This window comes from Streptomyces sp. NPDC002588 (assembly GCF_040295925.1).
Taxonomy (GTDB): Bacteria; Actinomycetota; Actinomycetes; order Streptomycetales; family Streptomycetaceae; genus Streptomyces.
In genome coordinates, this window is sequence record NZ_JBEOWF010000036.1 from 90465 (window position 1) to 115693 (window position 25229).

Here is a 25229-nt window from a genome sequence, read left to right on the forward strand (position 1 = left end):
CGGCGTGACGCAGCCGGGGGCGTCTGCGTCACGCCCGTCTGCGCAGGTCACCCGCCGTTTTCGGGGGCCGTGTGACGCGGTGACGCAGCGTTCCCCTACTTAGGAAAAAGAGGGGGGTGTCTGTGGTGGTGCGGCTCAGGGCGGGAAGAACGAGCCGCTTCGCGGCGCGACCATTGGTCGGCGCGAGCGCCGAACCGCAAGAGGAGCACGCGCGGCCGGTGGTGCTCCTCTTGCTCGTACGGGCGGGGGCGCCGCCGGTCAGAACGCCTGCTGCTCGTGCGAGGGCGCGGCTGCTGAGCGGGTCATCTCGATGTAGCGGCCTTCCCGGGTGCGGCCCGAGTCGATGAGGACGCCGCGGGCGGCCAGGGTCGGCTGGAGCCGCTTGAGGCGGTCGGAGAGGACCTTGCCCGTGGTCGGCCAGCCCTTGGGCAGGGGACGGAAGTCCTCGCCGGTGTAGACGCGGGTGAGGCAGTGCAGCCACTCCGTGGACGTCATCCGCTGCTCCGCCCCCGCGTCCAGGCCGGCGGCGTGCTGCAGCACGGTCTGTGCCAGGAGGTCGCCCTCGATGACGTCGTCGTTGAGGTCGTCCAGACTGGCCCGGTAGGCGGTGAGCGCTCCGAGGCCGGTGGCCGCGTCGAGCTGCGAGCACAGGTGCGCGAAGTCCGCCATGCGCAGGTCGGTCGGGGTCTCCGTCTCGACCGCGCGGACCTTCACCGTCAGGTCCAGGAGCGAGCCGAGGACGACGGGCAGCACCTCTGCATACTCCGTCCACAGCTCATCCTCTGTACGGCGCACTCGGGGCCGCTCCAAACGCAACGGCAGCAGCCGTTCGGCGAGGTCGGGGCGGATGACTCCCACGTCGATACCGGTCAGGAGAAGGGGGCGGCGGTAGCCGACGCGGAAGACGTCTCCGTCGGTGAACAGGGCGCGCTTGACGTTCTCGGCTCCGGTGACGATGCAGCACATCGCGTCGGACAGGTCCGGGGTCATGTGGGAGAGGTTGTCCAGGGCGGTGACCCATCCGGCCGCCACGGCCGCGATCAGGTTCTCTTCATCCTTCGGGGCGCGGCGCAGATCACCGGTCATGCCTTCGATGATCCGTACGAGCATCCGGCCGCCGGTGGACTTGCCGGCGCCCTGCGGTCCGGTGAGGAACGGCGCGGGGACGGGCACGGACGGCCCGAGACAGCCGATCAGCCACGCGATGGCCAGGCACTCGGTCTCCGCGGTGGCGAAGTTGCACAGCCTGAGCAGCAGATCGATGCCCTTGCCGTCGGTGTTCTTGACCGGCAGGGGGAGTTCGCCGGTGAGCTGGGTGCGGCGCCAGCACACTTCACGCGGGTCGGGGACGGTGATGTCCCAGCCGGTAGGGTGGATGCGGACGGACTGCCCATCGGCGCGGCCCAGGTCCAGCCACGTCGCCCCGTCAAAGCCGGGGGCGACGCGGATGTAGACGGGCTGCACATCCTCGCTGAGCGCGAGTGCTTCGATCAAGTCGAGTGCCTCCTTCAGCGCGGTCCCGTTGAACACGCCAAGGCCGTCCCTGAACAGTCCGACCATGAGTTCCTGGCGGTGGCTGCCGGTCGTGCCCTGGGAGCGGATCGGGCGGGCCACGGGGTGGCCGTTCTTCTGCGCGTACACGGTGCCGTCGGCGGTGCGGAAGTAGCGGAAGTGCGCCTGCGCGTAGTCGGTGATGACCTTGCGGGCGGGATTCTGCTCGTCGTCGGCCATGGTCACAGTCCCAGCGTGGTCAGGGCGTTTGTCCACGCGTCGGTGCAGTGCCGAACGGTTTCGCCCTTGGCCTGCGCGGCGGTGAACAACCTGGTGACATGGGCGTCGGTGAGGCAGCCGCACCGGCCATGCGTCGACAGCACGGCGAGGAACGTGCGGTACACGGTCACGTGGACGGCGCTACGGGCCTCGCTGATGCGCTGCGCGGCCATGGCGATGCCCCGGTCCAGATAGGCGGGCGTGCGGTGGCGGCACTCCCCCTGCCCGCCCCTCAGAGGCACTGTGAGCGTCTGTGGCGCCCTGCGAGCCGGGGACGGCTCCGTTACTGCCAGGGCGCGCACAGCGTCCGGGAGAGGGGCCGTGTCGCCTGTGCCGTTTCCAAGCCAACGGGCGTATGCCATAAGGGACTTGATGTCGACGCCGGGGCGGACGGCGTTCACGGACCGCATGGCGCCCTGGTAGATCCAGTGTTCCCCCCGCGTTGTCGGCACGGTGAGCGTGGTGGGCAGGGTGGCGCGGGCCCAGGCGACGGCCGCCGCGTCGTCCAGGTCGACGACGGTCACGCCGGCGCCACCGGGGTGGTAGGCGACGGCGGCGGCCCTGCGCCACGCGGACGCCCACGGAAGAGAGGCGAGGATGCCGGGGTCGGTGGTGGCAGCGGCCCACGCGTGGCAGGGCGCCGGGCACTGGCATGGGCCGGCACTCTTCATGTTCGGCCGACCGCCGCACGCGTTCCGCGCGCAGGCGGGGCAATTCCCGAACGGCACCTTTCCCGCCCGCAGGGGCAGGACCGGGACGCTGTGCGCGGCCAGCGTGAGCGCGGTGTCCAGCAGGCGAGGGCCGGGCGCTCGCCGGATGGGGGTGGGTTGGGTCATGCTGGGAGACCTCCACAGGTCAGTTGGTGGCAGGTGGGCAAGGGCGACCCCGGGTTCTTGGCGGAATGGGGGGTCGCCCTTGGCGTAGCTACTGGTCGTTGGCGAGGGTGAGGGCGTACTGCTGGCGGACGTAGGCGCGCGGGTCGCAGATCAGGCCGGGCTGGTCCATGTCGAGCAGGAACACGGCCGCGGCTTCGGCGGTGCCGGTGGCGTCGCGGTCCCAGGCGCCGGGGTCGTCGAGCAGGGCGATACGGTCGAGCAGGGCGGCCTTGCGCAGGTAGAACTCACGACCCAGCTCGGTGAAGCACTCCGCATCGGCGAGGAAGCGGGCGGTCCATCCGATCTCGCTGTTGATGCTGGGGGCGTTCGCGTACGCCTGCTCCGGGGTCGGCCAGTCCTGCGGGGTGGGGCGGTGGTCGGCGGTGAGGTAGAGGCGGGTGCGCTTGCCGTCGCGGGTCGGGTACCGGCGCACGTCGCCGGCGGTGAACGCGGCCGTCAGGGCGGTGGTGACGCGGTCGGTGTCGGCGGGGTCGCAGATGACGCGGATCTCGAACACGGTGGGTGTGCCTTCCTGACGCTCAGGCAGCGTCTTGGCGGGTGAAGGTGTCGTACTGATCGCTGGAGATGAGTCCGCTCTCGCGCCATTCGGCGAGCAAGTCGGTCTGCCCCTCGGTGTCGACGCACTTGGAGCACAGCCGTCCGGCCGGGCGCTTGCGGTTGCGCCCGCCAGGTGGGCGCTGGCCCCACTTGCAGGCGGGGAGTCCTGCGGCTTGGGCTTCCTGCTCCAGCTCCCGCAGCGGCTTGGCCGCGTGGGGGTAGAAGAACTCGATCTCATCGAGCTCACCCGGCTTGGCGAACGCCCCGCACAGGCACTCCCCAGACATATGCAGATGAACGGTGACCTCGTTGAGCGGCAGTGCGCCGGGGGTGCACAGCATGTGATCGGCGTGCTGGTGCGGGAGTGCACAGCGGTAGCGGGCGCGGTATTCGCGCATGTGGGCATCGGTCCAGTGCACGATCGGGGAGACCCAGAGCAGGGCGCCTTCCCGATCGACTTCTTCGGCATTACGGAAACGCCGGTCGGTCTCTGCCCACCGCATGCCGCCCAGATAGACGACGTTGCGGGTGCGTCCGTGGCGTCCGATGATCTGCCCCCGCAGGCGTTGAAGCGGCTCGTCCTTGAGCCGGCGGTACATCACGGAGTGGCCGGCAGGGCCCGGGAAGCCCTTCCATACCTGCCGGCCGATGTTCTTGCCGCGAGTGGAGAGCACCTGTCCCAGCACGAGATCCCGGTAGGGGTGCCGGGGGTGTAGTTCATGGAGCGGCAGGCCCCACGCGGCGACCACGTCGCGGACGTGCTGCGTGGTCTCTGGGATGCCGGTGCCGGTGTTGACGTGAGCGATCGCGTCCACGCGGCGGCGGAAGAGGTGGTTCACGACCACGGAGTCGTTGCCACCGGAGAACAGCCCGACCACGGCGACCACCGGGAAGGCAGCCAAGACGCGGTCGAGGATCGCGATAGAGCGGGTAATCGCATCATCCAAGGTCATTGCCTCGGGGTCGGCTTCTGCTTTGGGCGGCTTCTTGGGGAGCAGGGAGGGCATGCCGGGGAACATGTCCCCCGGCAACTGCCGCTTGGCGTTGCGGCTGGTCACCCAGTCCTCACCTCCTGGAGAGCAGGAATAGGGATGCGGCGTTGTCAGTGCCGCCGGATACGGTGCTGGGATCGGCAGGCATGACGCGCCCCTGGGACGGGGCGTAATACGGGGAGAAGACGGGATATGACTGCGTGGTTGGCGCTGGTCACGGGAGAGGACCGGTCGCGTTCAGGGGAGCTGTATGACGACGTGCTCGGCGTGCACTACAGCTGGGATGACACAGTCCCCAATCACGGCACCGTGGCCGTGGGCGACATCATCGTCATGTGGAACGGCGAGACGCTGTTGGGCATCTCGGTCCTGGAAGCCATCGACTCCAAGATGGGCGTCAAGGACGTGCACCGTTGCCCCCACTGCAACGACACGGAGATCAACCCGCGCAAGACCAAGACGCCCGTGTATCGGTGCGCGAACAAGGAGTGCAACTTCGAGTTCGACGAGCCGGTCAAGGAGCCGAAGAACGTCAGGCAGTACCGCGGCACCTACGAAGCCGGCTGGGTCAGCATGGAAGGCGCCCTGTCCGGCACGGAGCTGCGGCAGTTGTGCGTTCACCCCAAAGCGCAGAACAGCTTTCGCCGGCTGAAGTGGGACGCAGTGCGCGCCGCGCTGGCTCACCAGGGCAAGGCCACGCCGCTGGGGGTGGTGGACAACACCGAGAAGTCGATTGCCGGTGGACACGGCACGGCCACGGTTCGGGTCCGTAAGGGCCAAGCCAGCTTCCGTAAGCAGCTGTTGGACGCCTACGGCGAACACTGCGCGTTCAGCGGCCCCATGCCGGCCGCCGTACTCGAAGCTGCGCACCTGTACAGCTACGCGGAACTCGGCGACCACAACGGCGGCGGCTTCCTCCTCCGCCGCGACCTACACCGCTTGTTCGACCTGGGACTGATCGCAGTCCACCCCCAGACTTTGATTTTGGACGTGGCCGGCGAGATCGCCATGTACCCGCTGTACAAGGCGCTGCACGGGCAACCGCTGTTGGTCGCCAAGGTCGCGCCTAAACAGCGCAAGTGGCTTACGGCGCACTGGCAGATGCATCGCCAGGCTTGAGCCGGCCGGCTCACGACGCTAACCGTGGAAGTGGTTGCGCTTGAAGACCGCTTTGCGGATGTTGAACGTGTTGCCGCCGCTGCCGGCGTCGCGGTGTCCGAAGATCTGGACGGCGATCCAACCGCCGAAGACGACAGCGGCGAGGGTGATGAGCTGGGTGATCAGCGCCGTGAGCGCCGTGATGAACGTCGTCAGCAGCAGCAGACCGCCGCACACGGCGAGGAAGCCGACGCCCCCGAGGGCGACGTTCACCGCCGCACGGGAGACGGCCGGCTTGGCGACGACCGGTTCCGGCTGCGCGGTGGGGATGGCGTAGCCGGTGACGACACGGCCGTCCGGCAGGACGACGCTCGCGACCGTCGGCACGGCGTGCGGCTGGACGGGAACGAGCGGCGCCGGGTACGGCGCGGCAGGGGTGAGGGGGGTGGGCTGGTGGACTTCCGGGGCCCGTACGGCGGGCTGGTTGGAGGTGTGCTCGGGGTACATGCGGAATCCCTTCCGGTGCTCGGTCGGGGAGGCAGGGACACCCCCTGCCGGGGGCGCTGTGGAGGGGGTTTTCGGGGTCTCACCTGCGGCGCCTCCCTGCCTCCCCGAAACGGTGTTTTCGCTGATCAGTACAGGGGAGGCGGGGCGGGGAGGCGGTTGGGGAGTTCTCCCCGCCTCCCCGCGACGGGAGGCCGCGCCTCCCCGCTATCCGTCGGCGGAAGCGGAACCATCCAAGTCGCGGTTGGCGAGGGCGCGCAGGACGTGATCGCGATGGACGACCATGCGCCCGTTGGACTTCTTGGGCTCCTCGCCCTCGGCCTCCAGCACGCGCTTGAGGTCGCCGTTCGTCCACGCGCCGTAGGCGTCCTCGTCGAGCGCGGCGAGCCGCTTGAGGACGTCCTGTGTGAACAGCCGGGGCGCGTCCGCGAGGACGTGCGCGATGTCGGCGAGCGGGTCACGCTCCTCGCCCCGCTCGAGCGCGTGCAGGGTGGTGACCCCGTCGCGCAGCGCCTTCGCACGGTCGGCAATCACGTGCGCGTCGTCGGTGCTGATGTAGTGCGTGCGGACCGTGATGGACGCCTGTCCGGCGGGAATCTCGATGCCGTCGGACGCGACGACCACGGTTCCCTTGTCCAGACCGGGACGCAGCAGGTTCGGCGCCGCCCCGCCGTCGACCGCCTTGTCCCCCAGCGCCATCCGCGCCTGAGACTCCGTGCCCAGCGCGAGCGAAGCGCGGGTGTGGGCACCCTCACGCACGAGCTTGGGGAGGTTCTGGTCGGTGGGGTCCTGAGTGCCCTGCCACATCAGCACGTTGACCGCACGGCCCTGGTTGTGAATCTTGCGGACGGCGGTGAAGTACCGGGACTTGGCCTTGGAACCGCCGTAGGGCCGCTTCTCGTCGTCCACGGCCGGGCACATGAACGCCACCTGCGCTTCGTCGACCAGCACGATCAGCGGCGGGAACTGCGTTCCGGGCGGAGCTTGGAGACGGCGGTTCATCTCGTCGACCGCACCCTCCACCATCTCGGTCACCTCGATCACGTGCTCATCCGTCGGGCCCTGGATGAGCACAGTGGCCAAGCCGTCGAACATGGCCCAGTCGCCGGCGCCCTTGAGGTCACCCATCAGGAACTGCACCGACCGGTCCAGCGCCAACCACAGCGCGAGCGCCCGCAGCGCGGCCGTCTTGCCCTGGTTGGACAGACCCGTGATCAGGAAGTGCCGCTGATACAGGCTGATGGCGGCGGCATCCCCGCGCAGGTCCTGCCCCCACGGGGCACGGCCCTTGGCGTAGTCGCCGGTCAGCGTCTCGTCCGTGACCAGCGGAGACGGCCCGATCGGCTCGTCCAGCGCCCCGGAGTCGGCGACCCACAGCCGCACCGTGCGCGCGGCGGTCGGGATGGTGATGAACACCTCGTGCTCGTGCCGGGCGAGGTTCTCGGCGAGCTTGCGGCGCCGCTGCTGCACTTCGACCGTGGACACCCCGGACGGAAGCGTGACGTCGACCTCCACCCCGCATCCGGCGATCACGATCGGGGACAGCATGGACGCGCCGGCGTCGCCCATCTCCTTAATGGCGTTGCGCAGGGCGGGCACCCCGAGGTCGCGCAGGGCCTTGACCACGATGGACGGGGTGATCGGCTCACCCTCACCGCTGCGGACGTGAGCGGGAAGAGCCCACTGAGGCGCCGCCTGCTGCCTGCTGCCGACCGCCCACAGCGCGAGCAGGGCGAGGAACGGGCCCAGGGTGACCAGCGGCCCCCACACCACGGTGACGATGGTGATCATCAGGCGGATGAACTCGATGACCGCCATGACCGGGGTGATGACGTCGGTGACGTCCTTGTTCGCGATGGCCAGGACGACTCCGAGGGCGACCAGGGAGCCTATGCCCATGCCTGTGCCGACTAGGGCGCCCTTGGCGGCGTCCACGGGCGAGTGGAGCAGGTCCATGCGGCGGCGGTGGCGTGCCTCGCGGAAGCGCTGCCCGCGCTCCTCCCACTCCATCGCGGCGTCGTAGTTCCCCGCGGCTTCCGCCGCGCGCAGGTTGCGCTCGTAGCGGGCGGGGGTGCGGGCGTCCCAGGCACGGCGGGCCACGATCCGCGCCCCGCCGGCCACGTAGAGGGTGTGGCGGGCGGCGGCACGCGCGGCGGTGCGGGTGTGCTCGTGCGTGACGGCCGTCTTCACGGCGCGCCCGGAGCGCACCCACAGCGGGACGGGGGCGGGCGGGGCGGGGTCGGGGACCACGGTGAGGGTGGTCACGGCGGACGGTTCGGCGGGGGTGGAGTCTTTGTGCAGGTGGACGACGGTGTCACCCATGACGGGAGCACTCCTGACTGCCCCAGGGGCGGGGCGGGAAGTCGGCTAGGGTGCCCCGCCCGGCAACCGGGGCGGGGCGGGGGTGGCTCAGCGGCCGTGGCGGGCGCGGTTCTCCGCGTGGCTGAGCTGGGACGGCTCGGTACGCGGGGCGTCCTCGTACCAGCAGAACGGGCGGATGCCGTCGGCGGCCTTGAACACGCGGATGGCGGTACCGGGCGGGGCGTGCGGCAGGCCGTAGACGCGTCCGCCGTCGAGGGAGGCGAGCATGCGGGCGCCGTGGTGCTCGCAGCCGTCCGCGCCGGCGTTCGCGCGGTCGAGCACGGTCACCACGGCCTCACCGCCGCACGGGGTGGGGTCGTCCGGGTGCGCGGCCGGGCAACGGCCGCTCGCGGGCTGCGTGTTCACCACCACCCGGACGCCTTCTTGGCGGCCTTGGCGGCGGCGTACTCGCGCACGATGCGCTGCCGCTCGATGTGCAGCGCGGTGATCTCGGCCGTCAGCCGGGTGACCGCCTGCTCCGAGACGGACTCCAGCCGGTTCTCCTGCCGGGTGGTGCTCTTTCCGCGCAGGACCCGGTACGAGCCGCCGGCGAGCGCCCCGAGGACGGCGCGCCGCTCGCTGCTGTTCAGGGGCCACATCTCGCCCCGGCGGACAGCCTCCAGCTTGCGGGTTGTCTTGGTGATCTCGCGGTCGATGCTGCGGGTGTCGGGCTTGCCCATGGGTGAGGACTCCTCAGACAGTTACGGTGCGGAGCGGGAGGGGTAGGCCACGACGCGTTTCCACGCGGCGCGCAGGCGCATCTCGGATGCGGAGTGGCCGGCCGTGCGGAAGCGGATGGCCATCTCGCGGTAGGACAGGGCGGGCGTCTCGCTGTGCCGGATCTCGTCGACCAGCGCGTCAAGCGCCGTGTCCGAGAGGGCGTTGCCGTCCCCCGGCGGGAGCGCGGCAACCGGCTCCGTCGGGCCCCACACGGGCAGCTCCCACGCGGGTGTGACGTCGGGTGTGACGCGGGTCGTCACGCTGGTCAGCGCCCTGCCGGTGTCGTCACCCCGCCGCGCCGTCTCCAGCGTCGACCACGCGTCGGCGAGGGTTTCGGCGGTCTTGGCCTGGACGCGTGCGACGCGTGCCCCGGCCTGTGTCACGGCCGTCAGCCGGGTCTCCTCGGTGGAGGCTTCGGCGCGCAGCCGGGCACGGGCCACGGCCGCTTCGTCACGGGCTTCCTGCTGGATGCCCGCGATGGCGTCCAGCGCGACCGGGGTCAGCGCGGTGCGTTCCCACAGGCCATGCACCAGCCACAAGGCTTTCGCCGCGACCGGGAGCCACGCCACGGCCAGCCACGCGCCGCGCGAGTGGTCGGCGGTCAGTGCGTGCGCGACCAGGACGCCGGTGGCGATCAGACCGAACGTCCAGCCGACGGCGGTCACAGCGCGGCTGTGGTCGCCCTGCGCGGCCAACCTGCGCTCGTAGGCGAGGGTGGCGAGCCATCCGCCGTCGATGCCGAGACCGACGACCAGGGCGACGGGCCAGGGCATCGCGGTGCCCAGCCACATCACCACTACGGCGAGGGTGAGCACCATGGACACCGCCGTCATCGCGACGGCGGGAAGAACGGTGCGCGCCTTCACAGCGCACCCCCCGCCGCGATCAGCACGGCCAGCAGGAGCAGGGCACCGCCGACCATGGTCAGGTCGACCGCACGGCGCAGGCAGGTGAACTTGGCGACCGCGATCCGCGACAGCCCGGCGACATCCGCCGCGATATCCCCGCTGTTCACGCGGGTGGTGATCTCGTCGGGGGTGAGGGTGGCCCACAGCGGGAAACCGAAGCGCTCGCGCCGGCCGCCCAGGTTCGGGCGGGTCGAGCGCAGCAGCAGACCGGCCGCCGCGACCAACAGCATCAGCCCCAGACCGCCCACCACGTAGGCGCCGACGTTCAGCGGCAGGTCACGGGCCACCGACCACGCGCCGGCCAGCACCGCGCCGACGAACGCGAGCAGCAGCCCGGTCTTGGTGTCCGTCCGCGTGATCTCCGCCTTCACTTCGGCGTGCGCCGCCGTCAGCTTCTCGGCCGGGGCGCTCACGCGGCACCGCCCGGCAGCATCGCGCCGGCCGTGCGGTTGACCAGGTCCCGCCGCGCGGCCAGCACCCGGTTACGGGCCCGGCGGATCCGGCGGCCGTCGACCTCGTTCACGGGGCGGTCCATGGCCTTGATCTGCGCGTCCAACAGGTCGACCTCCGCCAGGATGACGGGGGACTCCTGCTCGATCGCGTCCAGCTCCGCGCTGGTCGGCTCCATCCAGTCGGCGAACGCGGTAACAACGTCCTGAACAGTCACGATGTGCTTCATTGGGTCGTGTTCCTCTCACAGGGTTGAACGGCCCGAACAGCGGCCCCGGTGTTCCAGCACCGGGGCCGCGCGCCGTTGAAGTCGGGAAGTCTCCGGCTCCCTGCCACCCCGCCCGTACGGCCAGCACGCGAAGCGCGGTCGGACGGGCGGGGGAGGCAACCGGCCGCAGCGCTAGCCGCTGCGATGGCAGGTGGGGGGCGGACCGGTTCGGCCGTGAGCACGTGCGCTCCGCTCATTGGCTCAGGTACTGCACACGGGCGCCGCCAGCCGGTCCATCACGGCGGCGCCCCAAGGGTTCGTCGAAGCATCGGAACCTCCAGGTCGAAGGGGCAGGGGGAACATCACTGCAAGGGGGACCACGTCCCCACACGCCGGCCGTTGCTCGCGGTCACCGGGCCACCTCGCCAGTCGGGCCGAAGCCCTGTCCTCTGGCCTTTAGCGGGATTGCAGCGTCCCCGCCCCGTGCATTTGTGCAGGTCAAGCAGCCACGGCAGAGCCTCCTAAGCTTGCTTAGGGGGGCTTGCCGTCTCGCTTGATAGGTACGGTAGGCAAACCCAAGGCTGCGCGCAACCCCCTCTCGCGATAGAGTCTGATAGCCCCCCTAGGCGATGTTGGGAGAGACGTGCAGGACGACATGGAGAAGGTCTCTGGGATCACGGACCCCGTTGACCGCGCCAAAGCCGCAATCGACCTGATGGCGCGCTATCAGAGCCACGTGAACGAGCTGTCCCGCATCCGTCGGGAAGCGATCGAAGAGGCCCAGGCAACGGGCATGACGCAAGCCGAGATTGCGAAGCGACTCGGGGTCAGTCGGGGGCGCGTGGGGCAGCTCGCGTCGGCCGGCCCTCCACCTGAGCGTGCCTTCTTCGGCACGGACCTGGTCACGGTGTCGCTCGGTGGCAAGTACGAAGCCGGAAAGACTCCTGACCAACGCCCTAATGAGGTAGTCGCCCGGGAGGACCTCAACAACTTCGAGCACCTTCGGAAGTTGCTGGGCGGCATGAAGCTAGACACTCAGTACGAGGTGATTCCGCCCACGGGGATCGTGAACCTCAACCGGGACAACCACGTTGTGGTCTGCGGCCCTCGGCTCTCCCCGATCGTGGCTCAGGTGCTCGAAGGTGACGACAACCTTCGGTTTGCCAAGGACAGCGTGTGGCACCTGGTGGACCAGGTGACCGGGAAGGAGCATCGGTCACCGCAGGACGAAGACGGGTCGGCCGGTGACGTCGGATACCTGGGCCGGCTCCCCCGTCTGGACGGGAAGGGGACGTTCCTCTATATCGCCGGCATCCACGCCATCGGGGCGAACGGGGTTGTTCACTTCCTGGAAAACAACCTGGCAGAGCTTTACCGAGAGGTTCGCACGCGCCGCTTCTCCACCCTCATTTCGTGCCGTTACGACCCGAAGACGCTCGAAGTGCTGGAGAGTCGACGCGTCACCCCGCTGTACCGACACGAAGGTTGAGCATGCGCGTCGCCCTCGACACCCAACCGGGTGGAGCTAGCCCCAACGAAGACTGGGTGGCAGGCACACCGACTCTCGCCGTCGTGCTGGACGGACTCAGCACAGCCGGCCTAGACACGGGATGCCGCCACGGCGTGCCCTGGTACGTGGCGCACCTGGGCAGTCAGCTCGTGTCCGCGCTGGCAGATCCGGACACGTCCGTCACGGCCGGTCTGGCGGAAGCTCTCGAACGGGTGGCGGCACTGCACCCTGAATGCGACCTCGGTAATCCCGGAACACCCTCGGCGACGGTGGCGATCCTGCGTGAGCGGCTGGGCTTCCTTGACCATCTGGTCTTGGCAGACTCGCCCGTCGTGCTCGAAGGGGCAGGGGGCTTCACCGTGCACACCGACCTGCGGGTGGACGGCGTCCTTCCCGAGCTGCGAGCGGAAGTCGAGCGATACGAAACGCACACGGCGGATCATCGGGAAGCGCTCCGACGGCTCGTCACCGAGCAGCGCCAGATCCGGAACACGCCCACCGGCTATTGGGTCGCTGCCTCAAGCGGTCAAGCGGCAGCACACGCCCTTGTCGGCAGCACCCCCGCGGAGGACGTACGGGCCGCAGCCGTGCTCTCCGACGGCGCATCGCGTCTGGTCACTGAGTACGGCATGGCAACTTGGTCGGAAGTCTTCACGACGCTTCGCTCCGGGGGACCACAAGAACTGATTGCCACCGTCCGAAAGGTAGAAGCCACGGATCCTACGGGGCGACGGTGGCCCCGCTACAAGTCCGGTGATGATGCCGCCGTTGCCTTCTGTCAGTGGTGATCTGGCGTGGCCTTTGCAAGGAGATCGATCGCATGAGACAGAGTCACGCCAGAGAACTTCCTACACGGGCAAAGAAAGCTGTGACGCGCCCTGATCACGGGGACGCTTATCCAGGATGTGCCCCAGAGACTCACGTGAGCCTACCGGGTACCCGCCCTTTTCAAGCAAGATCTTATTCCCAGGCGGCGTCTCTTGTCCAAAGTTAAGGACAAATACAGGGCGCCCCATACGAAGGGCGCCTTCGCCGGCTGCTAGGGTCCCGCCCCGCTCCCCAGCTTCTACAACAACAAGCGCGCGCGAAAGTCCGTAGATGATTCTGTTTCTCGTCATGGCTCCATGCGCGAGCCACGGCTGAGCGGGCGGGAACTGAGAGACAACAAGAAGGCGTTCAGTGTCGAATTCCTCAGCAAATACCTTCTTCACCTTGAAGTGATCAAATCCTTCCGCCAAGACAATGACGGTTGCACCCCCACTGCGTAGCGCCGCTAGATGTGTTGCTGTGTCCACTCCCTTTGCGTACCCAGAGATCACACTCAGTCCACGACTGCTGACCTCCTCACCGCATTCAGTCGCGGCCTTAAGGCCAAGGTCGCTAACCGAGCGAGAACCACACATCCCGATGCCGTCCGCTGCCAGGAGTCCATGGTTCCCATAGCAGAACAGAATTGGCGCGCTCGTCTTTCCGCGATGGATAAGCGACTGCGGGTACTCAGGCTCACCACGCAGTACCGTGTAGATTCCGCGCCTGCCCATATCGGCAGCCTTCTGGCGCAAAGCACTGGAAGTTGCCTGGTCAAGCGACTCTGCCAGGGCGCTGACGCCTTCCATCCCCTTCTCGCGCAGTACCGCGTCGATCCGGCCGGGCGTCCTCTCCGTTTCGAAGGCAGCAAGAGCCAGGAATGTAGAGTCGTACTTCTTATTGGACATCTCAGTTCCTCATTCGTCGCACGGCCACCAAGCCAAACGCGTGCTCAGCCCCAGCTCGCTTGGCTGTTTTCGCAACAGCAGCCATGGTGGTACCACTGCCGTAGACGTCATCCAGCACGATTACGTCGCCCTCAAGAATCTGAGGCATCGCGAAATGATTATCCGCGATCCGGACCGCTCCCTCCTTCGCCTGGGGACGCTGCCCACCAGGGGACTGGGTTTCGACGAGAGTTTTTCCTGTCATGGAAGCCACCTTCCGAGCCAACCTCTCGCCAAAGCTCCGCCCGTCCGCTCTATGCCCCGGAATGGTTGCGATGGTGGGACATTCACGGAGCAGGGGATGCTTGTTTATGACCGCCACATATTTATCCAGTAGCTCCGTTTCCGCCCTCGCCTGCGCGGTTCCAGCTCCATAGTACTTGCTTCTGTAGATCAATTCACCGGATGCCGTGTTGGGCCAGGTCATCGGATCATCCCCGACCGGATCCTTATACCAGTCGAATGCGATTGCGAAATTCAGATCACTCTTAACAGTGAGACAGAGCACCGATTTCAGCAATTCGCACAACTGATGAATGGTTCGCTGGTCCACTACATTGAGACGGAAAGCATGACTCCACTCCCGTCTTTTATCCTCGGGAACCTCCTCAGCAGTACAGACACCCGTCAGCATTACCTGCTTTGCCGCCTCCTCTGGGCCACACATGTAAAGCCATCGGTCAGGGCTCTTACGATTAACTAGCTCCCAGAACGAATAATCCTTGAGAGAATTCGCGCGACCATCCGGAATGAATGCAGGCCACTCGAAGCGCACCCAGCCACCCCCTTCATCAACTGGCTAACCCGATCAGCCTAGTTACCGGGGCGTGGCGTGTCTCCATGTCGACCTCAGTCTCGTATCAACCAGATGCCTCCTCTCTGTAAAATTGATCAAGCGTTCGAATCTCTGGTAGGCAGTATGAGGGAGAGCACTGACAGAGGGTCTGGAAGGGGCGCGCGAACAGACGGGTACCCATCTGTTCGCTCTCGGCGGCCTGGATCCAGGGCTCAGGCACGGTAGTGGCTGGTCAGTGCGCCGGGCGTCCGTCTCACTCCGTCTCAGTTTCCGTCTCATTCACCCCCGTCCGGAGCCGTCCACAGCGGTTCACGCTCCAGGCGGGGGCGGACGGGAATGAACGAGGTTGAACGGGTGCGGATCATGCTCTGACCGGCAGGAACAGACCTCGAAAGCGAGTGTGGCGCAAGTCACCGAGGGTTCAAATCCCTCCGCTACCGCCTCTGAGCGAAGGGCTCGGCCCCATGGGTCGGGCCCTTCCTCATGTCCTCCTTCGGCTTCTTGCCCAGGTATATCCAGACCAGGGAGCCGAGCACCGGGGCGTAGAGCAGGAAGATCACCCACAGCAGCTTCGGTGCGAGCTGGACGCGGTACCTGGGGGTGCGGACGCAGTCGAGCAGCGCCCACAGGTACAGCAGGGTCATGAGGACGATCGGGACACCGACCAGCAGTACGTCCTTGTTTCCCATCATTCTTCTCGCCTCCCGCTTCGTCCGCCCCGGCGGCGGCCTTCACCCCCTCATCGGATGACGGACCCCGATCGGTTCACGAACGCGCCGCCGATGTTCAAAAGCGGTGTGAAAATCGCACTTGCGGTTACACTCGCCGCCGTCGACAGGGGCCCTACGGGCACTAACAGGGAGGCCAGGTGGCGGTGAACGCCAAGAAGATCGCCGTCTACGTACTCGTGGTCTTCGCGCTCTACGTGATCATCACGGACCCGCCCAGGGCGGCCGACTACGTCCAGATAGCCTTCCAGGGCATATCGGACGCCGCCAATGCCGTCGGTGACTTCTTCACCTGGCTCGCCGACGGGGCGAAGTAGCACGCACAGGGAGTGCCCATGATCCGCCACCTGGTCCTCTTCAAGCTCAACGAGGGTGTCGAGCGCGACGACCCCCGGGTCGTGGCGGGCGAGGCGGCCTTCCGTCCGCTCGGCGACCGGATCGAGGAGCTCGCCTTCTGGGAGCTGGGCTGGAACATCAGCGACCGGCCCGTCGCCTACGACTTCGCGATCAACTCGGCGGTCGAGGACGCGGACGCCCTCAAGCGGTACCTCGAGCACCCGGCGCACCAGGCGGGCGTCGCCCTGTGGCGCGAGTTCGCCACCTGGGTCGTCGCCGACTACGAGTTCTAGCGTCCGCCTCGCCCCCGTACCGCCGAGCCCTCCGCCATGGTGACGGAGGGCTCTCGCGCGCCATATGCACCAACTTCTCCCTCAACACGGCGTTATGGGGTGCTTGCACACAGTGCACATGTCTTGTGATGCTATGACCGCTTTTGATGGATGAGTGGACCGATGAGTTGACGATGTTGTCGACCTGACGAAGAGGTGGCGTTGACCGTGTCGGCCAGTACTGCGCCGCCCCAGGAAGAGGCACCCGCCCCGGCGCCCGCCCCGGCACCCACACAGACCCCCGCCTCAGCCCCCGCCTCAGCCCCCGCGCCCGTCCTCGCACCCGCAGCCACACCCACACCCGCACCCGAGAGGCGTCGCGGCGCCGACACCCGGGCACTCACCCAGGTGCTCTTCGGCGAGCTCAAGGAGCTCCAGCCCGGCACCCCGGAGCACAACCGGGTGCGCGGGGCGCTGATCGAGGCCAACCTCCCGCTCGTGCGCTACGCGGCCGCCCGCTTCCGCTCCCGCAACGAGCCGATGGAGGACGTCGTCCAGGTCGGCACCATCGGGCTGATCAACGCCATCGACCGGTTCGACCCCGACCGGGGGGTGCAGTTCCCCACGTTCGCGATGCCGACCGTCGTCGGTGAGATCAAGCGGTACTTCCGGGACAACGTCCGCACGGTCCACGTACCGCGCCGGCTGCACGAGCTGTGGGTGCAGGTCAACAGCGCCACCGAGGACCTGACGACCGCCTTCGGCCGCACCCCGACCACGGCCGAGATCGCCGAGCGGCTGCGGATCGGGGAGGACGAGGTCCTCTCCTGCATCGAGGCCGGACGGTCGTACCACGCGACCTCCCTGGAGGCGGCACAGGAGGGCGACGGGCTGCCGGGCCTGCTGGACCGCCTCGGCTACGAGGACCCGGCGCTCGACGGCGTGGAACACCGCGACCTGGTCCGCCACCTGCTGGTCCAGCTCCCCGAACGCGAACAGAGAATCCTTCTGCTGCGCTACTACAGCAATCTCACGCAGTCTCAGATCAGCGCCGAACTCGGCGTCTCCCAGATGCACGTCTCCCGGCTACTCGCGCGTAGCTTCCAACGGCTCCGTTCGGCGAACCGAATCGAGGCGTAGACGGCCGAGGCACGGCCGTATGCACAGGCGCACGGAGAGGGCGCACGCACAGGGCGCACGGCTCTGGTTACGTCATCCGATAGGGGATCGCAAGCAAGAGCGAGAGGTCACCGGTGCGAGCGAATCGCCCACCATGACACTTCCCGACATATCTGCGCTGAAAAACCGTCACACCCCCTTTTTCCAGGGCTGATTCGTCACCGGGATGTCGACATGTCACTACAGCGTGTTGCCGACATGTGACATTCTTCCGGAAGCGCGTTTGCCAGAGCTTCGGCTCCGGTATTCAGGTGAGGGCTGACGTTCTCCACTTCGGGAATCGTCCGCCGCGACCGTCCCGCGACCCAAAGGGGGTGGCATGTCCGCAGATCAGGGCAGCTCGAAGGTGCTCACGCTCGTGAAGAGCGAGTCCGCGCCCGTCGTGTCCGTCGTGCCCGTCGAGCCCGATGTACTCGACGATGTCACGGCTCTCGAGGCCGCGCCGGCCCCGGCCCTCCCGTCCACCGGAGCCATCGACACCCGCACCCTGTCCCGCTCCCTGTTCCTGCGACTGGCCGCCCTCGCCGAGGACAGCCCCGAGCGGGTCTACGTCCGCGACACCCTCATCGAGCTCAACCTCCCGCTCGTCCGTTACGCGGCGGCCCGCTTCCGCTCGCGCAACGAGCCGATGGAGGACATCGTCCAGGTCGGCACGATCGGCCTCATCAAGGCCATCGACCGGTTCGACTGCGAGCGCGGCGTGGAGTTCCCGACCTTCGCGATGCCGACGGTCGTGGGCGAGATCAAGCGCTTCTTCCGCGACACCTCGTGGTCGGTCCGCGTCCCGCGCCGCCTGCAGGAGCTCCGGCTCGCCCTCACCAAGGCCAGCGACGAGCTCTCCCAGAAGCTGGACCGCTCGCCGACGGTCGCCGAACTGGCCGCGGTCCTGGGCGTCTCGGAAGAGGACGTGGTCGACGGCCTCGCGGTGGGCAACGCCTACACGGCCTCCTCGCTGGACTCCCCGGCACCGGAGGACGACGGGGGCGAAGGCTCCCTGGCCGACCGCCTCGGTTACGAGGACACGGCCCTGGAGGGCGTCGAGTACCGCGAGTCCCTCAAGCCGCTGCTGGCCAAGCTCCCGCCGCGCGAGCGCCGCATCATCATGCTGCGCTTCTTCGCCAACATGACCCAGTCCCAGATCGGCGAGGAGGTCGGCATCTCCCAGATGCACGTCTCCCGCCTCCTGACCCGCACGCTGGCACAGCTGCGGGAAGGCCTGATCTCGGACTAGGGCGACAAGGCGGGCCGGTTCCGGTTTCCGGGGTTCCTTCCTGACGCACCGTCAGCCACACTGGCGCGATGCGTGCGACTCGGGAAGGCACACGGGAAGGCATACAGGAGGGCACTGGTCCCGCTCGATCTGGACGGCCGAACGGCCGCCGGGGCGCCGTATGGGGCGCGTCGGCGGCCGTCGTCGTCGCGGGGGCGGCGGGGCTGCTGGGGGCGTGCGGAGGCGGGAGTCCCGGGCCTGACCGGGTCGCGGTCGGCGCGGTGGGGGAGCATGCGCAGCGAGCCGACCCGACGCCGACGGGAGGCGTCCGGCTCGTGCCGCTGGACAGCCCGGCCGACGCGAAGTCCGGCGCGGGCGGGGAGGCTCCGGACAGCCGGGCGGAGGCGGAGCCGACGCGGACGTCCGCACCGTCCTCCGGGTCCTCGGGCACACCGCAGGGAGCCGCTCCCGACACCTCGCCGCCCTCCGGCCCCCGGCAGCAGGGCACGGGCACGGCTCATACGTCGCCGGCCCCCGCACCCTCCGCACCGTCCACGGCCTCCCCCGGCCCGGCCGTCCTGACGACGAGCGAGCCGGTGCGTACGGCCACGGACCGGCGCTGGTGCGAGGACGTGCGCCTGAGCTTCCAGAACTCCGGCGGCACACCGGTGCGTTCGGGCACGGTCACCTTCGGGACGCACGTCGTCGACGCCCTCGGCACCGACTGGTCCACCGTCGAGTCGGCCGAGCCGCTGCCCGCGCCGCTCGGTCCCGGCGCCCGCGAGGAGCGGACCTGGACGGTGTGCGTGGATTCCTGGCGGGTACCGCTGGGCATGCGGATCGAGACGCGGGACGTGACCGTGCGCTGGGAGTGAGGTGCGGGACCGGGCGGGTTACTTGAGCGCCAGCCAGGCCACCGCCACCACGATCGCCACTGCGGCGACGATGCCGACGATCAGGCCGATACGGGGGCCGGACTGCGCGGGAGCCTGACGGGAGGAGGCCTGGGGGCCGCCCTCGTCGACGAACGCGCGGAACATCTGGGTGCTGCCGGCGGGGTCGTGGTTGCCCTGGGGGTTCTGGGTGTTGGCCATGGGCCGAGACACTAGCGAAAACGGGGGCCGGCACCCAAGTGGGGGTCACCGCATCCCCCCTCGACGCCCCCTCACACCTGCACATTTACTCACCCAATACTTGCCTTTGCCAACTTTTTGCGGCCTTCACTCCAGATTTATTTGCCTGTAGCAACCAACACTCTTATGGTTGCCCTAAGCAACAAAGTGCGAGGGTGGGAGGTGTGATGGCCGCGCAGACGCAGTACGAGGAACTGGCGCGTCAGCTCAGCGCCGTCGGAGCCGTGAAGCGGGACCTCGGACGGATCCTGCCGGCCGACTGTTCCTCCGGCTCGGCCGCCGTGCTCGCCCTCCTCGGCCGCCACGGCGACATGCGCATGAGCAACCTCTCCGAACTGCTCGCCGTGGACATGTCGGTGACCAGCCGGCATGTCGCGCACCTCGCCGAGCGGGGCTGGATCGACCGCTCCCCCGACCCCGCGGACAAGCGCTCCCGCATCCTGCGCCTCACCCCCGAGGGCGCCGCGATGCTCGCCGAACTCTCCCGGCGCAGCGCCGGCCTGCTGGCGGAGCGCCTGGGCGACTGGACCGACGACGAGGTCGGCCAGCTGATCCGGCTGATGACCCGGCTGCGCGCCAGCTTCGGCGAGTGCCGGACCGTCCCGCACCGGCCACCGCCTCCCGCGCCCGAAAAAACCCAGACCACCCGTACACCCTCACAAGCAACGTAAGAGAAGGAAACCCATGGCAACGACCACACCAGCCGGTGTGCGGGCCCACGCCAAGCACGGAGGTGGGCCCGGCGCCCATGCCCCGATGACGCACCGGCAGATCCTGGAAGCCCTCTCCGGGCTGCTGCTCGGCATGTTCGTCGCACTCCTGTCCTCCACGATCGTCTCGAACGCCCTCCCGGAGATCATCGGCGACCTCGGCGGCGGCCAGTCCGCCTACACCTGGGTCGTGACCGCCACCCTGCTGGCGATGACGGCGAGCACTCCCCTGTGGGGCAAGCTCGCCGACCTCTACGACAAGAAGGCGCTCGTCCAGATAGCGCTGGTCATCTATGTGCTGGGTTCGGCGGCCGCCGGACTCTCGCAGAACGCCGGCATGCTGATCGCCTGGCGTGTCGTCCAGGGCATCGGCGTGGGCGGTCTCTCCGCCCTCGCGCAGATCGTGATGGCCGCGATGATCTCCCCGCGTGAACGCGGGCGCTACTCCGGCTACCTGGGCGCCACGTTCGCCGTGGCCACCGTCGGCGGCCCGCTGCTCGGCGGTGTCATCACCGACACCTCCTGGCTGGGCTGGCGCTGGTGCTTCTACGTCGGCGTGCCCTTCGCCGTCATCGCGCTGATCGTGCTGCAGAAGACCCTGCACCTGCCGGTCGTCAAGCGGGACGTGAAGGTCGACTGGGCCGGCGCGTTCTTCATCTCCGCCGCGGTCTCCCTGCTGCTGGTCTGGGTCACCTTCGCGGGTGACAAGTACGACTGGCTGTCCTGGCAGACGTACACGATGGTCGCGGGTTCGATCGCCCTGGGGCTGGTCTTCGTGCTCGTCGAGTCGAAGGCGACCGAGCCGATCATCCCGCTGCGGCTGTTCCGCAACCGCACCATCACGCTGTCGTCGATCGCCTCGATGTTCGTGGGCGTGGCGATGTTCTCCGGGACCGTCTTCTTCGCCCAGTACTTCCAGCTGGCCCGCGACAAGTCCCCGACGATGTCCGGTGTCATGACGATCCCGATGATCGGCGGCCTGTTCGTCTCCTCGACCGTCTCCGGGCAGTTCATCACCCGCACCGGAAAGTGGAAGGCCTGGCTGGTCAGCGGCGGTGTGCTCATCACGGCCGGCCTCGGTCTGCTGAGCACCATCCGCTACGACACGGACTACTGGAAGACCGCGGTCTTCATGGCGCTGCTGGGTCTCGGCGTCGGCATGATGATGCAGAACCTGGTGCTGTCCACGCAGAACCAGGTCGACCCGAGCGACCTCGGCTCGGCCAGCTCCACGGTCACCTTCTTCCGCTCCCTCGGCGGTGCGATGGGCGTCTCGGCGCTGGGCGCCGTCATGGCCAGCCGCATCACCGACTACGCCAAGGACGGCATCGCCGGCCTCGGCCCGAAGTACGCCGCGCTCGCCTCCGGGTCCAGCTCCTCCAGCGAGATCCCGGACATGGACAAGCTGCCCGCGCCGCTGCGTACGGTCATGGAGAGCGCGTACGGCCACGGCATCGCGGACGTGTTCATGATCGCGTCCGGTCTGGCCCTGCTCGCCTTCCTGATCACCCTGTTCATCAAGGAGGTCCCGCTCCGGACCAAGGGCGCGCTGGCCCAGGCGGCCGAAGCCGGGCCGGAGACCCCGGCGGACACCGCCGAGCCCGCCGGGGCGACGGAGGCCCCGGAAACCGCGGAGAGCGCGGAGCAGCACGTCCCGAGCTGGGTCACCACGACGACCGGCTCGGAGTCCGCCCCCGAGGGCACGCAGAAGCTCGCCGCCGCCGTGGCCGTGGCGGCCGAGGAGCCGGCCGGCTCAGGGGGATCGGGCGGCGTCCCGGTCCGCGGCTTCGTACGGGGTGCGGAGAGCGCGCCCGTGCCGCGGGCCGCCGTCACCCTGATCTCCCTCTCCGGACGCCAGCTGGGCCGGTCGGTCGCGCAGGCCGACGGCGCGTACACGCTGGACGCGCCCGGTACGGGGTCGTACGTCCTGATCGCCTCCGCGGACGGCTTCCAGCCGCAGGCCTCCACGATCGTCGTGAACGGCGAGCCGCTCGCCTACGACATCCTGCTCAGCGGGACCAGTGGGCTCAGCGGGCTCGTGCGGGCCGGTGAGTCGGGCGAGGGCGTCAAGGACGCGATGGTCGTCGTCACCGATGTGCGCGGCGATCTGCTGGCCACCGCGACCACCGGTGAGCAGGGCGAGTTCTCCTTCGCGGAGCTGGTGCCCGGTGCCGTGACCGTCGCGGTGAACGCCGACGGGTTCCGGCCGCGCGCGCTGCCCGTCGAGGTCGGCGGGACGGGCGTGACCCGGGTGGAGGTCGTGCTCGACGCGGGGGCGCGGCTCCAGGGTGTCGTAAGGGCGCCGCACGGGCCGCTGGCGGACGCCCGGGTGACGCTCGTGGACGCGGCGGGCAACGTCGTGGGCACCGCGACGACCGGCGCCGACGGGGCGTACGCCTTCGCGGACCTGGACGGCGGCGAGTACACGGTCATAGCGACCGGCTACCCGCCGGTGGCGACCGCGCTGACGGTCGCCGGGGCCGGCGTCGACGGCCATGACATCGAGCTCGCCCACCCCGGCGAGTAGGACGAACGGACGGCCCCGGTGGGCGGCGGGGTGCCCGGCACCCCGCCGCCCACCGGGCTCTCGGAGGAGAAGACCTGAGATGGCACTGACCGCGAGGATCCGCACCAGGGACGGCTGGGCCGTGTCCCACGCAGTCGTCACGGTGACCGACATGACGGGCACCCAGGTGCTGCGCGCGGACGCGGACGACGAGGGCGTCGTACGGGACGCGACCGAACTCGCACCCGGCCCGTACACCGTGATCGTCACGGCCGTCGGATACGGCCCCGCCGCGTCCACCGCGATCGTGACGGCGAGCCGGCGGACCGAGGTCGGGACCGTGACGCTGACCCGGCAGGGCGGCGGCACCGAGCTGCCTCCACCAGGCCCGTGGACCGTCGACCCGGCGCACTCCACGGTCGGCGCGGTCGCCCGGCACCTGGGCATCTCCAGTGTGCGCGGCCGGTTCACCGACTTCTCGGCGGCGATCGAGGTCGCCCCGGACGACGTCACCAAGTCCCGGGTGGAGGCGGTGATCCGGGCCGCGTCCATCGACACCGGCAACGGCACGCGCGACACCCATCTGCGCTCGGCGGACTTCCTGGACGTGGAGACGCACCCGGAGATCACCTACCGCTCAGCCGGCCTGACGGTGGCGGGCCCGGACCGCTGGACGGTCCACGGCGACCTGACCATGCGCGGCATCGCCCGCCCGGTCGACCTGGACCTCGCCTACCTCGGCACCGGCGCCGATCCCTGGGGCGGCACCCGTGCCGCCTTCCGCGCCACCGCGGAACTCCACCGCGAGGACTTCGCCATGAACTACAACCAGGTCGTCCAGGCGGGCATCGCGGCGATCGGCACGACCCTGAAGGTCGACCTGGAGATCCAGGCGGTGCAGGGCGAGTCCCTCCCGCAGACGTAGGCACGACGGAATCAGGCGGGTCCGGCTCCCTGCGCCTAGGCTGAACTGCATGGCACCGAACATCGCGACCAACACCGCCGTCTCGCTCGACGAGTTGCTGGACTTCGTACGACCCCGTCACCGCGCGATCCTGCTGACCCGGCGGGCCGACGGCGGCCCCCAGGGTTCGCCGCTGACCTGCGGGGTCGACGACTCGGGCCGGATCGTCGTCTCCACCTACCCCGAGCGTGCCAAGACCCGCAACGCCAAGCGGGACGAACGGGTCAGCCTCCTCGTCCTGAGCGACGACTGGAACGGACCGTGGGTCCAGATCGACGGCACGGCGGAGGTCATCGACACGCCCGACTCCGTCGAGCCGCTGGTGGAGTACTACCGCAACATCGCGGGCGAGCACCCCGACTGGGACGAGTACCGGGCGGCCATGGTCAAACAGGGCAAGTCGATCATCCGCGTCACCCCCGAACGCTGGGGACCCGTGGCAACGGGTGGCTTCCCGGCCCGCCTCGCCGCCGGGGAGTAGTCAGCCGCGGGCCACCATCGCCTCGATGCCCGCGACCAGCAGGTCCAGGGCGAAGGTGAAGTCGCGGTCCATCATCTCCGCGACCGTGTCGCCGCCGCGGGCCGCCATCAGGTTCCTGGACTGCTCGATGGCCTCGGCGGTCTCCGGCGCCTCGGCGGTCGCGGTCATCGCCTGCCGGAAGTACTCGTCCGGGGCCAGCCCGGTGTCCGCGGCCCGGCTGAGGAAGTGGCCCTCGATCGTGCCGTAGCCGTACACGAACTGGAAGACGGCCGAGATGGCGCCCGTGACGCCGTGCGCGGGCAGCCCGGCCCGCAGGACGACCTGCTGCACGGTGCGCGAGAACCGCAGGGAGTTCGGCCCGATGTTGAGGTAGCGGCCGGCGAGCGGCGACAGCCAGGGGTGGCGGACCAGCAGTGTCCGGTACACCGTGGCGAGCCGGCGCAGCTGCTCCCGCCAGTCCTCCCCCTCGGCCGTCGGCTCGGGCAGGTCCAGCTCGCCGAAGACCGCGTCCAGGGCGAGTTCGAGCAGTTCGTCCTTGGTGTCGACGTACCAGTACACGGACATCGCCGTCACCTTCAGCTCGGCCGCCAGCCGCCGCATGGAGAACTTGGCAAGCCCCTCCGCGTCCAGCAGCCGCACGGTGACCTCGGTGATCCGGTCGCGGTCGAGTCCCGAGGGCTGACCGCCGGTCCGGCCGCGCCGGCGTGCCTTGCCTTCCAGCCAGACGCTGTGCTGCGCGGCGTTCCTGGCGGTCTCGGCCATGGCAAGGCACCTCCCTGTGTTTCTCCGGTAACTGAGAACGATGCTAGGCCTGCGAAGGGCGCGGGGCCGAGTCTGCGGGCGGGCTGCGCCGGGTGGGCGCGACCAGGCACGACCGGCCCGCACACGCGCGCGCGGACAGGCACCTCCTCCGCCCCCTCACGGCCGCCAGGGAGCCGACGCCGAACAGTGCCAGGGCCGCGACCAGCGTCTTCTTGCGGCCGTACCGGTCGGCCGCGTTGCGCGCGGTGAGCGGTCGTCGCGCTGTACACCGCAGAAGGTGTCCCATACGACGTACAACGGAGGTCCGGCGGAGACACGGAGAAGGGGGGGGGGGGGGGGGGCCCCCCCCCCCCCCCCCCCCGCCCCCCCCACCCCCCCCCCCCCCCCCCGCGGGGGGGGGGGGGCGGGGGCCGGGGCACCCCCCCGCCCCCGAGTGAAGTTTGG

The 25229-nt window shown here is 69.1% G+C and carries 28 protein-coding genes; 12 read left to right on the forward strand and 16 right to left on the reverse strand.

The window, feature by feature from the left end; translation table 11 throughout:
• Positions 1-258: 258 nt before the first annotated feature.
• The 4 genes from ABT057_RS34065 to ABT057_RS34080 form a co-directional block, all read right to left on the reverse strand.
• Complete coding sequence (locus ABT057_RS34065) at positions 259-1731, reverse strand: AICE element replication initiation protein (RefSeq protein ID WP_352347608.1); 1473 nt, start codon at positions 1729-1731, stop codon at positions 259-261.
• A 2-nt stretch (positions 1732-1733) separates the two neighbouring features.
• Positions 1734-2606 carry a bifunctional DNA primase/polymerase gene (locus ABT057_RS34070; protein ID WP_352347547.1) on the reverse strand — a complete coding sequence of 291 codons (873 nt, stop codon included), beginning with the start codon at positions 2604-2606 and terminating at the stop codon, positions 1734-1736.
• Positions 2607-2694: 88 nt separating this feature from the next.
• Positions 2695-3162: a hypothetical protein gene (locus ABT057_RS34075; protein WP_352347549.1), complete on the reverse strand. Its 468-nt coding sequence runs from the start codon at positions 3160-3162 to the stop codon at positions 2695-2697.
• 22 nt (positions 3163-3184) lie between these two features.
• The gene (locus ABT057_RS34080; RefSeq protein ID WP_352347551.1) at positions 3185-4261 is read right to left on the reverse strand and encodes a phosphoadenosine phosphosulfate reductase domain-containing protein; all 1077 of its coding nucleotides are present in this window, start codon (positions 4259-4261) and stop codon (positions 3185-3187) included.
• A gap of 126 nt (positions 4262-4387) precedes the next feature.
• On the opposite strand from ABT057_RS34080, the gene ABT057_RS34085 reads away from it, so the two are divergent.
• Entirely contained in the window at positions 4388-5314 is a 927-nt protein-coding gene (locus ABT057_RS34085) for an HNH endonuclease (RefSeq protein WP_352347553.1), read from the forward strand.
• A gap of 18 nt (positions 5315-5332) precedes the next feature.
• Here ABT057_RS34085 and ABT057_RS34090 read toward each other — a convergent pair whose 3' ends face one another.
• The 7 genes from ABT057_RS34090 to ABT057_RS34120 all read right to left on the reverse strand — a co-directional run bounded on the left by ABT057_RS34090 (position 5333) and on the right by ABT057_RS34120 (position 10465).
• Complete coding sequence (locus ABT057_RS34090; RefSeq protein ID WP_352347555.1) at positions 5333-5800, reverse strand: hypothetical protein; 468 nt, start codon at positions 5798-5800, stop codon at positions 5333-5335.
• Between the two features lie 204 nt (positions 5801-6004).
• Positions 6005-8119: an ATP-binding protein gene (locus tag ABT057_RS34095; protein ID WP_352347557.1), complete on the reverse strand. Its 2115-nt coding sequence runs from the start codon at positions 8117-8119 to the stop codon at positions 6005-6007.
• An 87-nt stretch (positions 8120-8206) separates the two neighbouring features.
• A complete protein-coding gene (locus ABT057_RS34100) occupies positions 8207-8524 on the reverse strand; it encodes a hypothetical protein (protein ID WP_352347559.1) in 318 nt (105 codons plus the stop codon).
• Positions 8521-8838 (reverse strand): hypothetical protein, encoded by a 318-nt coding sequence (locus tag ABT057_RS34105; RefSeq protein WP_352347561.1) that lies wholly within the window; start codon positions 8836-8838, stop codon positions 8521-8523. Before ABT057_RS34105 ends, ABT057_RS34100 begins: the two co-directional genes overlap by 4 nt.
• Before the next feature lie 21 nt (positions 8839-8859).
• The gene (locus ABT057_RS34110) at positions 8860-9744 is read right to left on the reverse strand and encodes a protein spdB (RefSeq protein WP_352347563.1); all 885 of its coding nucleotides are present in this window, start codon (positions 9742-9744) and stop codon (positions 8860-8862) included.
• Positions 9741-10199: a Pycsar system effector family protein gene (locus ABT057_RS34115; RefSeq protein ID WP_352347565.1), complete on the reverse strand. Its 459-nt coding sequence runs from the start codon at positions 10197-10199 to the stop codon at positions 9741-9743. The genes ABT057_RS34110 and ABT057_RS34115 overlap by 4 nt, the downstream gene beginning before the upstream one ends.
• Positions 10196-10465, reverse strand: coding sequence for a DUF6284 family protein (locus tag ABT057_RS34120; protein ID WP_352347567.1), 270 nt, complete (start codon positions 10463-10465; stop codon positions 10196-10198). Before ABT057_RS34120 ends, ABT057_RS34115 begins: the two co-directional genes overlap by 4 nt.
• A 622-nt stretch (positions 10466-11087) precedes the next feature.
• Here ABT057_RS34120 and ABT057_RS34125 point away from each other — a divergent pair.
• Both ABT057_RS34125 and ABT057_RS34130 read left to right on the forward strand, forming a co-directional pair.
• Positions 11088-11933 (forward strand): sigma factor-like helix-turn-helix DNA-binding protein, encoded by an 846-nt coding sequence (locus ABT057_RS34125; RefSeq protein WP_352347569.1) that lies wholly within the window; start codon positions 11088-11090, stop codon positions 11931-11933.
• A 2-nt stretch (positions 11934-11935) separates the two neighbouring features.
• Entirely contained in the window at positions 11936-12742 is an 807-nt protein-coding gene (locus tag ABT057_RS34130) for a hypothetical protein (RefSeq protein ID WP_352347571.1), read from the forward strand.
• A 60-nt stretch (positions 12743-12802) separates the two neighbouring features.
• On the opposite strand, the gene ABT057_RS34135 is transcribed toward ABT057_RS34130, so the two are convergent.
• The 3 genes from ABT057_RS34135 to ABT057_RS34145 form a co-directional block, all read right to left on the reverse strand.
• The gene (locus ABT057_RS34135; RefSeq protein WP_352347573.1) at positions 12803-13669 is read right to left on the reverse strand and encodes a DNA-processing protein DprA; all 867 of its coding nucleotides are present in this window, start codon (positions 13667-13669) and stop codon (positions 12803-12805) included.
• A gap of 1 nt (position 13670) precedes the next feature.
• On the reverse strand, positions 13671-14483 hold the full coding sequence (locus ABT057_RS34140) for a phosphoribosyltransferase (RefSeq protein WP_352347575.1): 813 nt from the start codon (positions 14481-14483) through the stop codon (positions 13671-13673).
• A 455-nt stretch (positions 14484-14938) separates the two neighbouring features.
• Positions 14939-15196 (reverse strand): PLD nuclease N-terminal domain-containing protein, encoded by a 258-nt coding sequence (locus ABT057_RS34145; protein WP_352347577.1) that lies wholly within the window; start codon positions 15194-15196, stop codon positions 14939-14941.
• Positions 15197-15372: 176 nt separating this feature from the next.
• Here ABT057_RS34145 and ABT057_RS34150 point away from each other — a divergent pair, with 176 nt between their 5' ends.
• The 5 genes from ABT057_RS34150 to ABT057_RS34170 all read left to right on the forward strand — a co-directional run bounded on the left by ABT057_RS34150 (position 15373) and on the right by ABT057_RS34170 (position 19104).
• Positions 15373-15549, forward strand: a complete 177-nt coding sequence (locus ABT057_RS34150) for a hypothetical protein (protein WP_352347579.1) — start codon at positions 15373-15375, stop codon at positions 15547-15549.
• Positions 15550-15567: 18 nt separating this feature from the next.
• Positions 15568-15861, forward strand: a complete 294-nt coding sequence (locus ABT057_RS34155; RefSeq protein ID WP_352347580.1) for a Dabb family protein — start codon at positions 15568-15570, stop codon at positions 15859-15861.
• A gap of 207 nt (positions 15862-16068) precedes the next feature.
• Positions 16069-16980 (forward strand): RNA polymerase sigma factor SigF, encoded by a 912-nt coding sequence (locus ABT057_RS34160; protein ID WP_502974010.1) that lies wholly within the window; start codon positions 16069-16071, stop codon positions 16978-16980.
• 358 nt (positions 16981-17338) lie between these two features.
• Positions 17339-18250 carry an RNA polymerase sigma factor SigF gene (locus tag ABT057_RS34165; protein WP_352347584.1) on the forward strand — a complete coding sequence of 304 codons (912 nt, stop codon included), beginning with the start codon at positions 17339-17341 and terminating at the stop codon, positions 18248-18250.
• Between the two features lie 68 nt (positions 18251-18318).
• On the forward strand, positions 18319-19104 hold the full coding sequence (locus ABT057_RS34170) for a hypothetical protein (RefSeq protein ID WP_352347586.1): 786 nt from the start codon (positions 18319-18321) through the stop codon (positions 19102-19104).
• Positions 19105-19122: 18 nt separating this feature from the next.
• Here ABT057_RS34170 and ABT057_RS34175 read toward each other — a convergent pair whose 3' ends face one another.
• On the reverse strand, positions 19123-19323 hold the full coding sequence (locus ABT057_RS34175) for a hypothetical protein (protein WP_352347588.1): 201 nt from the start codon (positions 19321-19323) through the stop codon (positions 19123-19125).
• Positions 19324-19529: 206 nt separating this feature from the next.
• On the opposite strand from ABT057_RS34175, the gene ABT057_RS34180 reads away from it, so the two are divergent.
• The 4 genes from ABT057_RS34180 to ABT057_RS34195 all read left to right on the forward strand — a co-directional run bounded on the left by ABT057_RS34180 (position 19530) and on the right by ABT057_RS34195 (position 24023).
• Positions 19530-20033: a MarR family winged helix-turn-helix transcriptional regulator gene (locus ABT057_RS34180; protein ID WP_352347590.1), complete on the forward strand. Its 504-nt coding sequence runs from the start codon at positions 19530-19532 to the stop codon at positions 20031-20033.
• Between the two features lie 85 nt (positions 20034-20118).
• Complete coding sequence (locus ABT057_RS34185) at positions 20119-22599, forward strand: MFS transporter (protein WP_502974011.1); 2481 nt, start codon at positions 20119-20121, stop codon at positions 22597-22599.
• 79 nt (positions 22600-22678) lie between these two features.
• Positions 22679-23503 (forward strand): YceI family protein, encoded by an 825-nt coding sequence (locus ABT057_RS34190; protein WP_352347594.1) that lies wholly within the window; start codon positions 22679-22681, stop codon positions 23501-23503.
• Positions 23504-23552: 49 nt separating this feature from the next.
• A complete protein-coding gene (locus ABT057_RS34195; protein WP_352347596.1) occupies positions 23553-24023 on the forward strand; it encodes a PPOX class F420-dependent oxidoreductase in 471 nt (156 codons plus the stop codon).
• Here ABT057_RS34195 and ABT057_RS34200 read toward each other — a convergent pair whose 3' ends face one another.
• The gene (locus ABT057_RS34200) at positions 24024-24785 is read right to left on the reverse strand and encodes a TetR/AcrR family transcriptional regulator (RefSeq protein ID WP_352347598.1); all 762 of its coding nucleotides are present in this window, start codon (positions 24783-24785) and stop codon (positions 24024-24026) included.
• Positions 24786-25229: the final 444 nt, after the last annotated feature.

What these genes read in the sequence shown, in the direction of transcription:
- ABT057_RS34065 (WP_352347608.1), bottom strand. Translation starts at nt 1,731, where the DNA reads ATGGCCGACGACGAGCAGAATCCCGCCCGCAAGGTCATCACCGACTAC.
- ABT057_RS34070 (WP_352347547.1), bottom strand. Translation starts at nt 2,606, where the DNA reads ATGACCCAACCCACCCCCATCCGGCGAGCGCCCGGCCCTCGCCTGCTG.
- ABT057_RS34085 (WP_352347553.1), top strand. Translation starts at nt 4,388, where the DNA reads ATGACTGCGTGGTTGGCGCTGGTCACGGGAGAGGACCGGTCGCGTTCA.
- ABT057_RS34090 (WP_352347555.1), bottom strand. Translation starts at nt 5,800, where the DNA reads ATGTACCCCGAGCACACCTCCAACCAGCCCGCCGTACGGGCCCCGGAA.
- ABT057_RS34095 (WP_352347557.1), bottom strand. Translation starts at nt 8,119, where the DNA reads ATGGGTGACACCGTCGTCCACCTGCACAAAGACTCCACCCCCGCCGAA.
- ABT057_RS34105 (WP_352347561.1), bottom strand. Translation starts at nt 8,838, where the DNA reads ATGGGCAAGCCCGACACCCGCAGCATCGACCGCGAGATCACCAAGACA.
- ABT057_RS34120 (WP_352347567.1), bottom strand. Translation starts at nt 10,465, where the DNA reads ATGAAGCACATCGTGACTGTTCAGGACGTTGTTACCGCGTTCGCCGAC.
- ABT057_RS34130 (WP_352347571.1), top strand. Translation starts at nt 11,936, where the DNA reads ATGCGCGTCGCCCTCGACACCCAACCGGGTGGAGCTAGCCCCAACGAA.
- ABT057_RS34135 (WP_352347573.1), bottom strand. Translation starts at nt 13,669, where the DNA reads ATGTCCAATAAGAAGTACGACTCTACATTCCTGGCTCTTGCTGCCTTC.
- ABT057_RS34145 (WP_352347577.1), bottom strand. Translation starts at nt 15,196, where the DNA reads ATGATGGGAAACAAGGACGTACTGCTGGTCGGTGTCCCGATCGTCCTC.
- ABT057_RS34155 (WP_352347580.1), top strand. Translation starts at nt 15,568, where the DNA reads ATGATCCGCCACCTGGTCCTCTTCAAGCTCAACGAGGGTGTCGAGCGC.
- ABT057_RS34165 (WP_352347584.1), top strand. Translation starts at nt 17,339, where the DNA reads ATGTCCGCAGATCAGGGCAGCTCGAAGGTGCTCACGCTCGTGAAGAGC.
- ABT057_RS34170 (WP_352347586.1), top strand. Translation starts at nt 18,319, where the DNA reads ATGCGTGCGACTCGGGAAGGCACACGGGAAGGCATACAGGAGGGCACT.
- ABT057_RS34175 (WP_352347588.1), bottom strand. Translation starts at nt 19,323, where the DNA reads ATGGCCAACACCCAGAACCCCCAGGGCAACCACGACCCCGCCGGCAGC.
- ABT057_RS34180 (WP_352347590.1), top strand. Translation starts at nt 19,530, where the DNA reads ATGGCCGCGCAGACGCAGTACGAGGAACTGGCGCGTCAGCTCAGCGCC.
- ABT057_RS34185 (WP_502974011.1), top strand. Translation starts at nt 20,119, where the DNA reads ATGACGCACCGGCAGATCCTGGAAGCCCTCTCCGGGCTGCTGCTCGGC.
- ABT057_RS34190 (WP_352347594.1), top strand. Translation starts at nt 22,679, where the DNA reads ATGGCACTGACCGCGAGGATCCGCACCAGGGACGGCTGGGCCGTGTCC.
- ABT057_RS34195 (WP_352347596.1), top strand. Translation starts at nt 23,553, where the DNA reads ATGGCACCGAACATCGCGACCAACACCGCCGTCTCGCTCGACGAGTTG.
- ABT057_RS34200 (WP_352347598.1), bottom strand. Translation starts at nt 24,785, where the DNA reads ATGGCCGAGACCGCCAGGAACGCCGCGCAGCACAGCGTCTGGCTGGAA.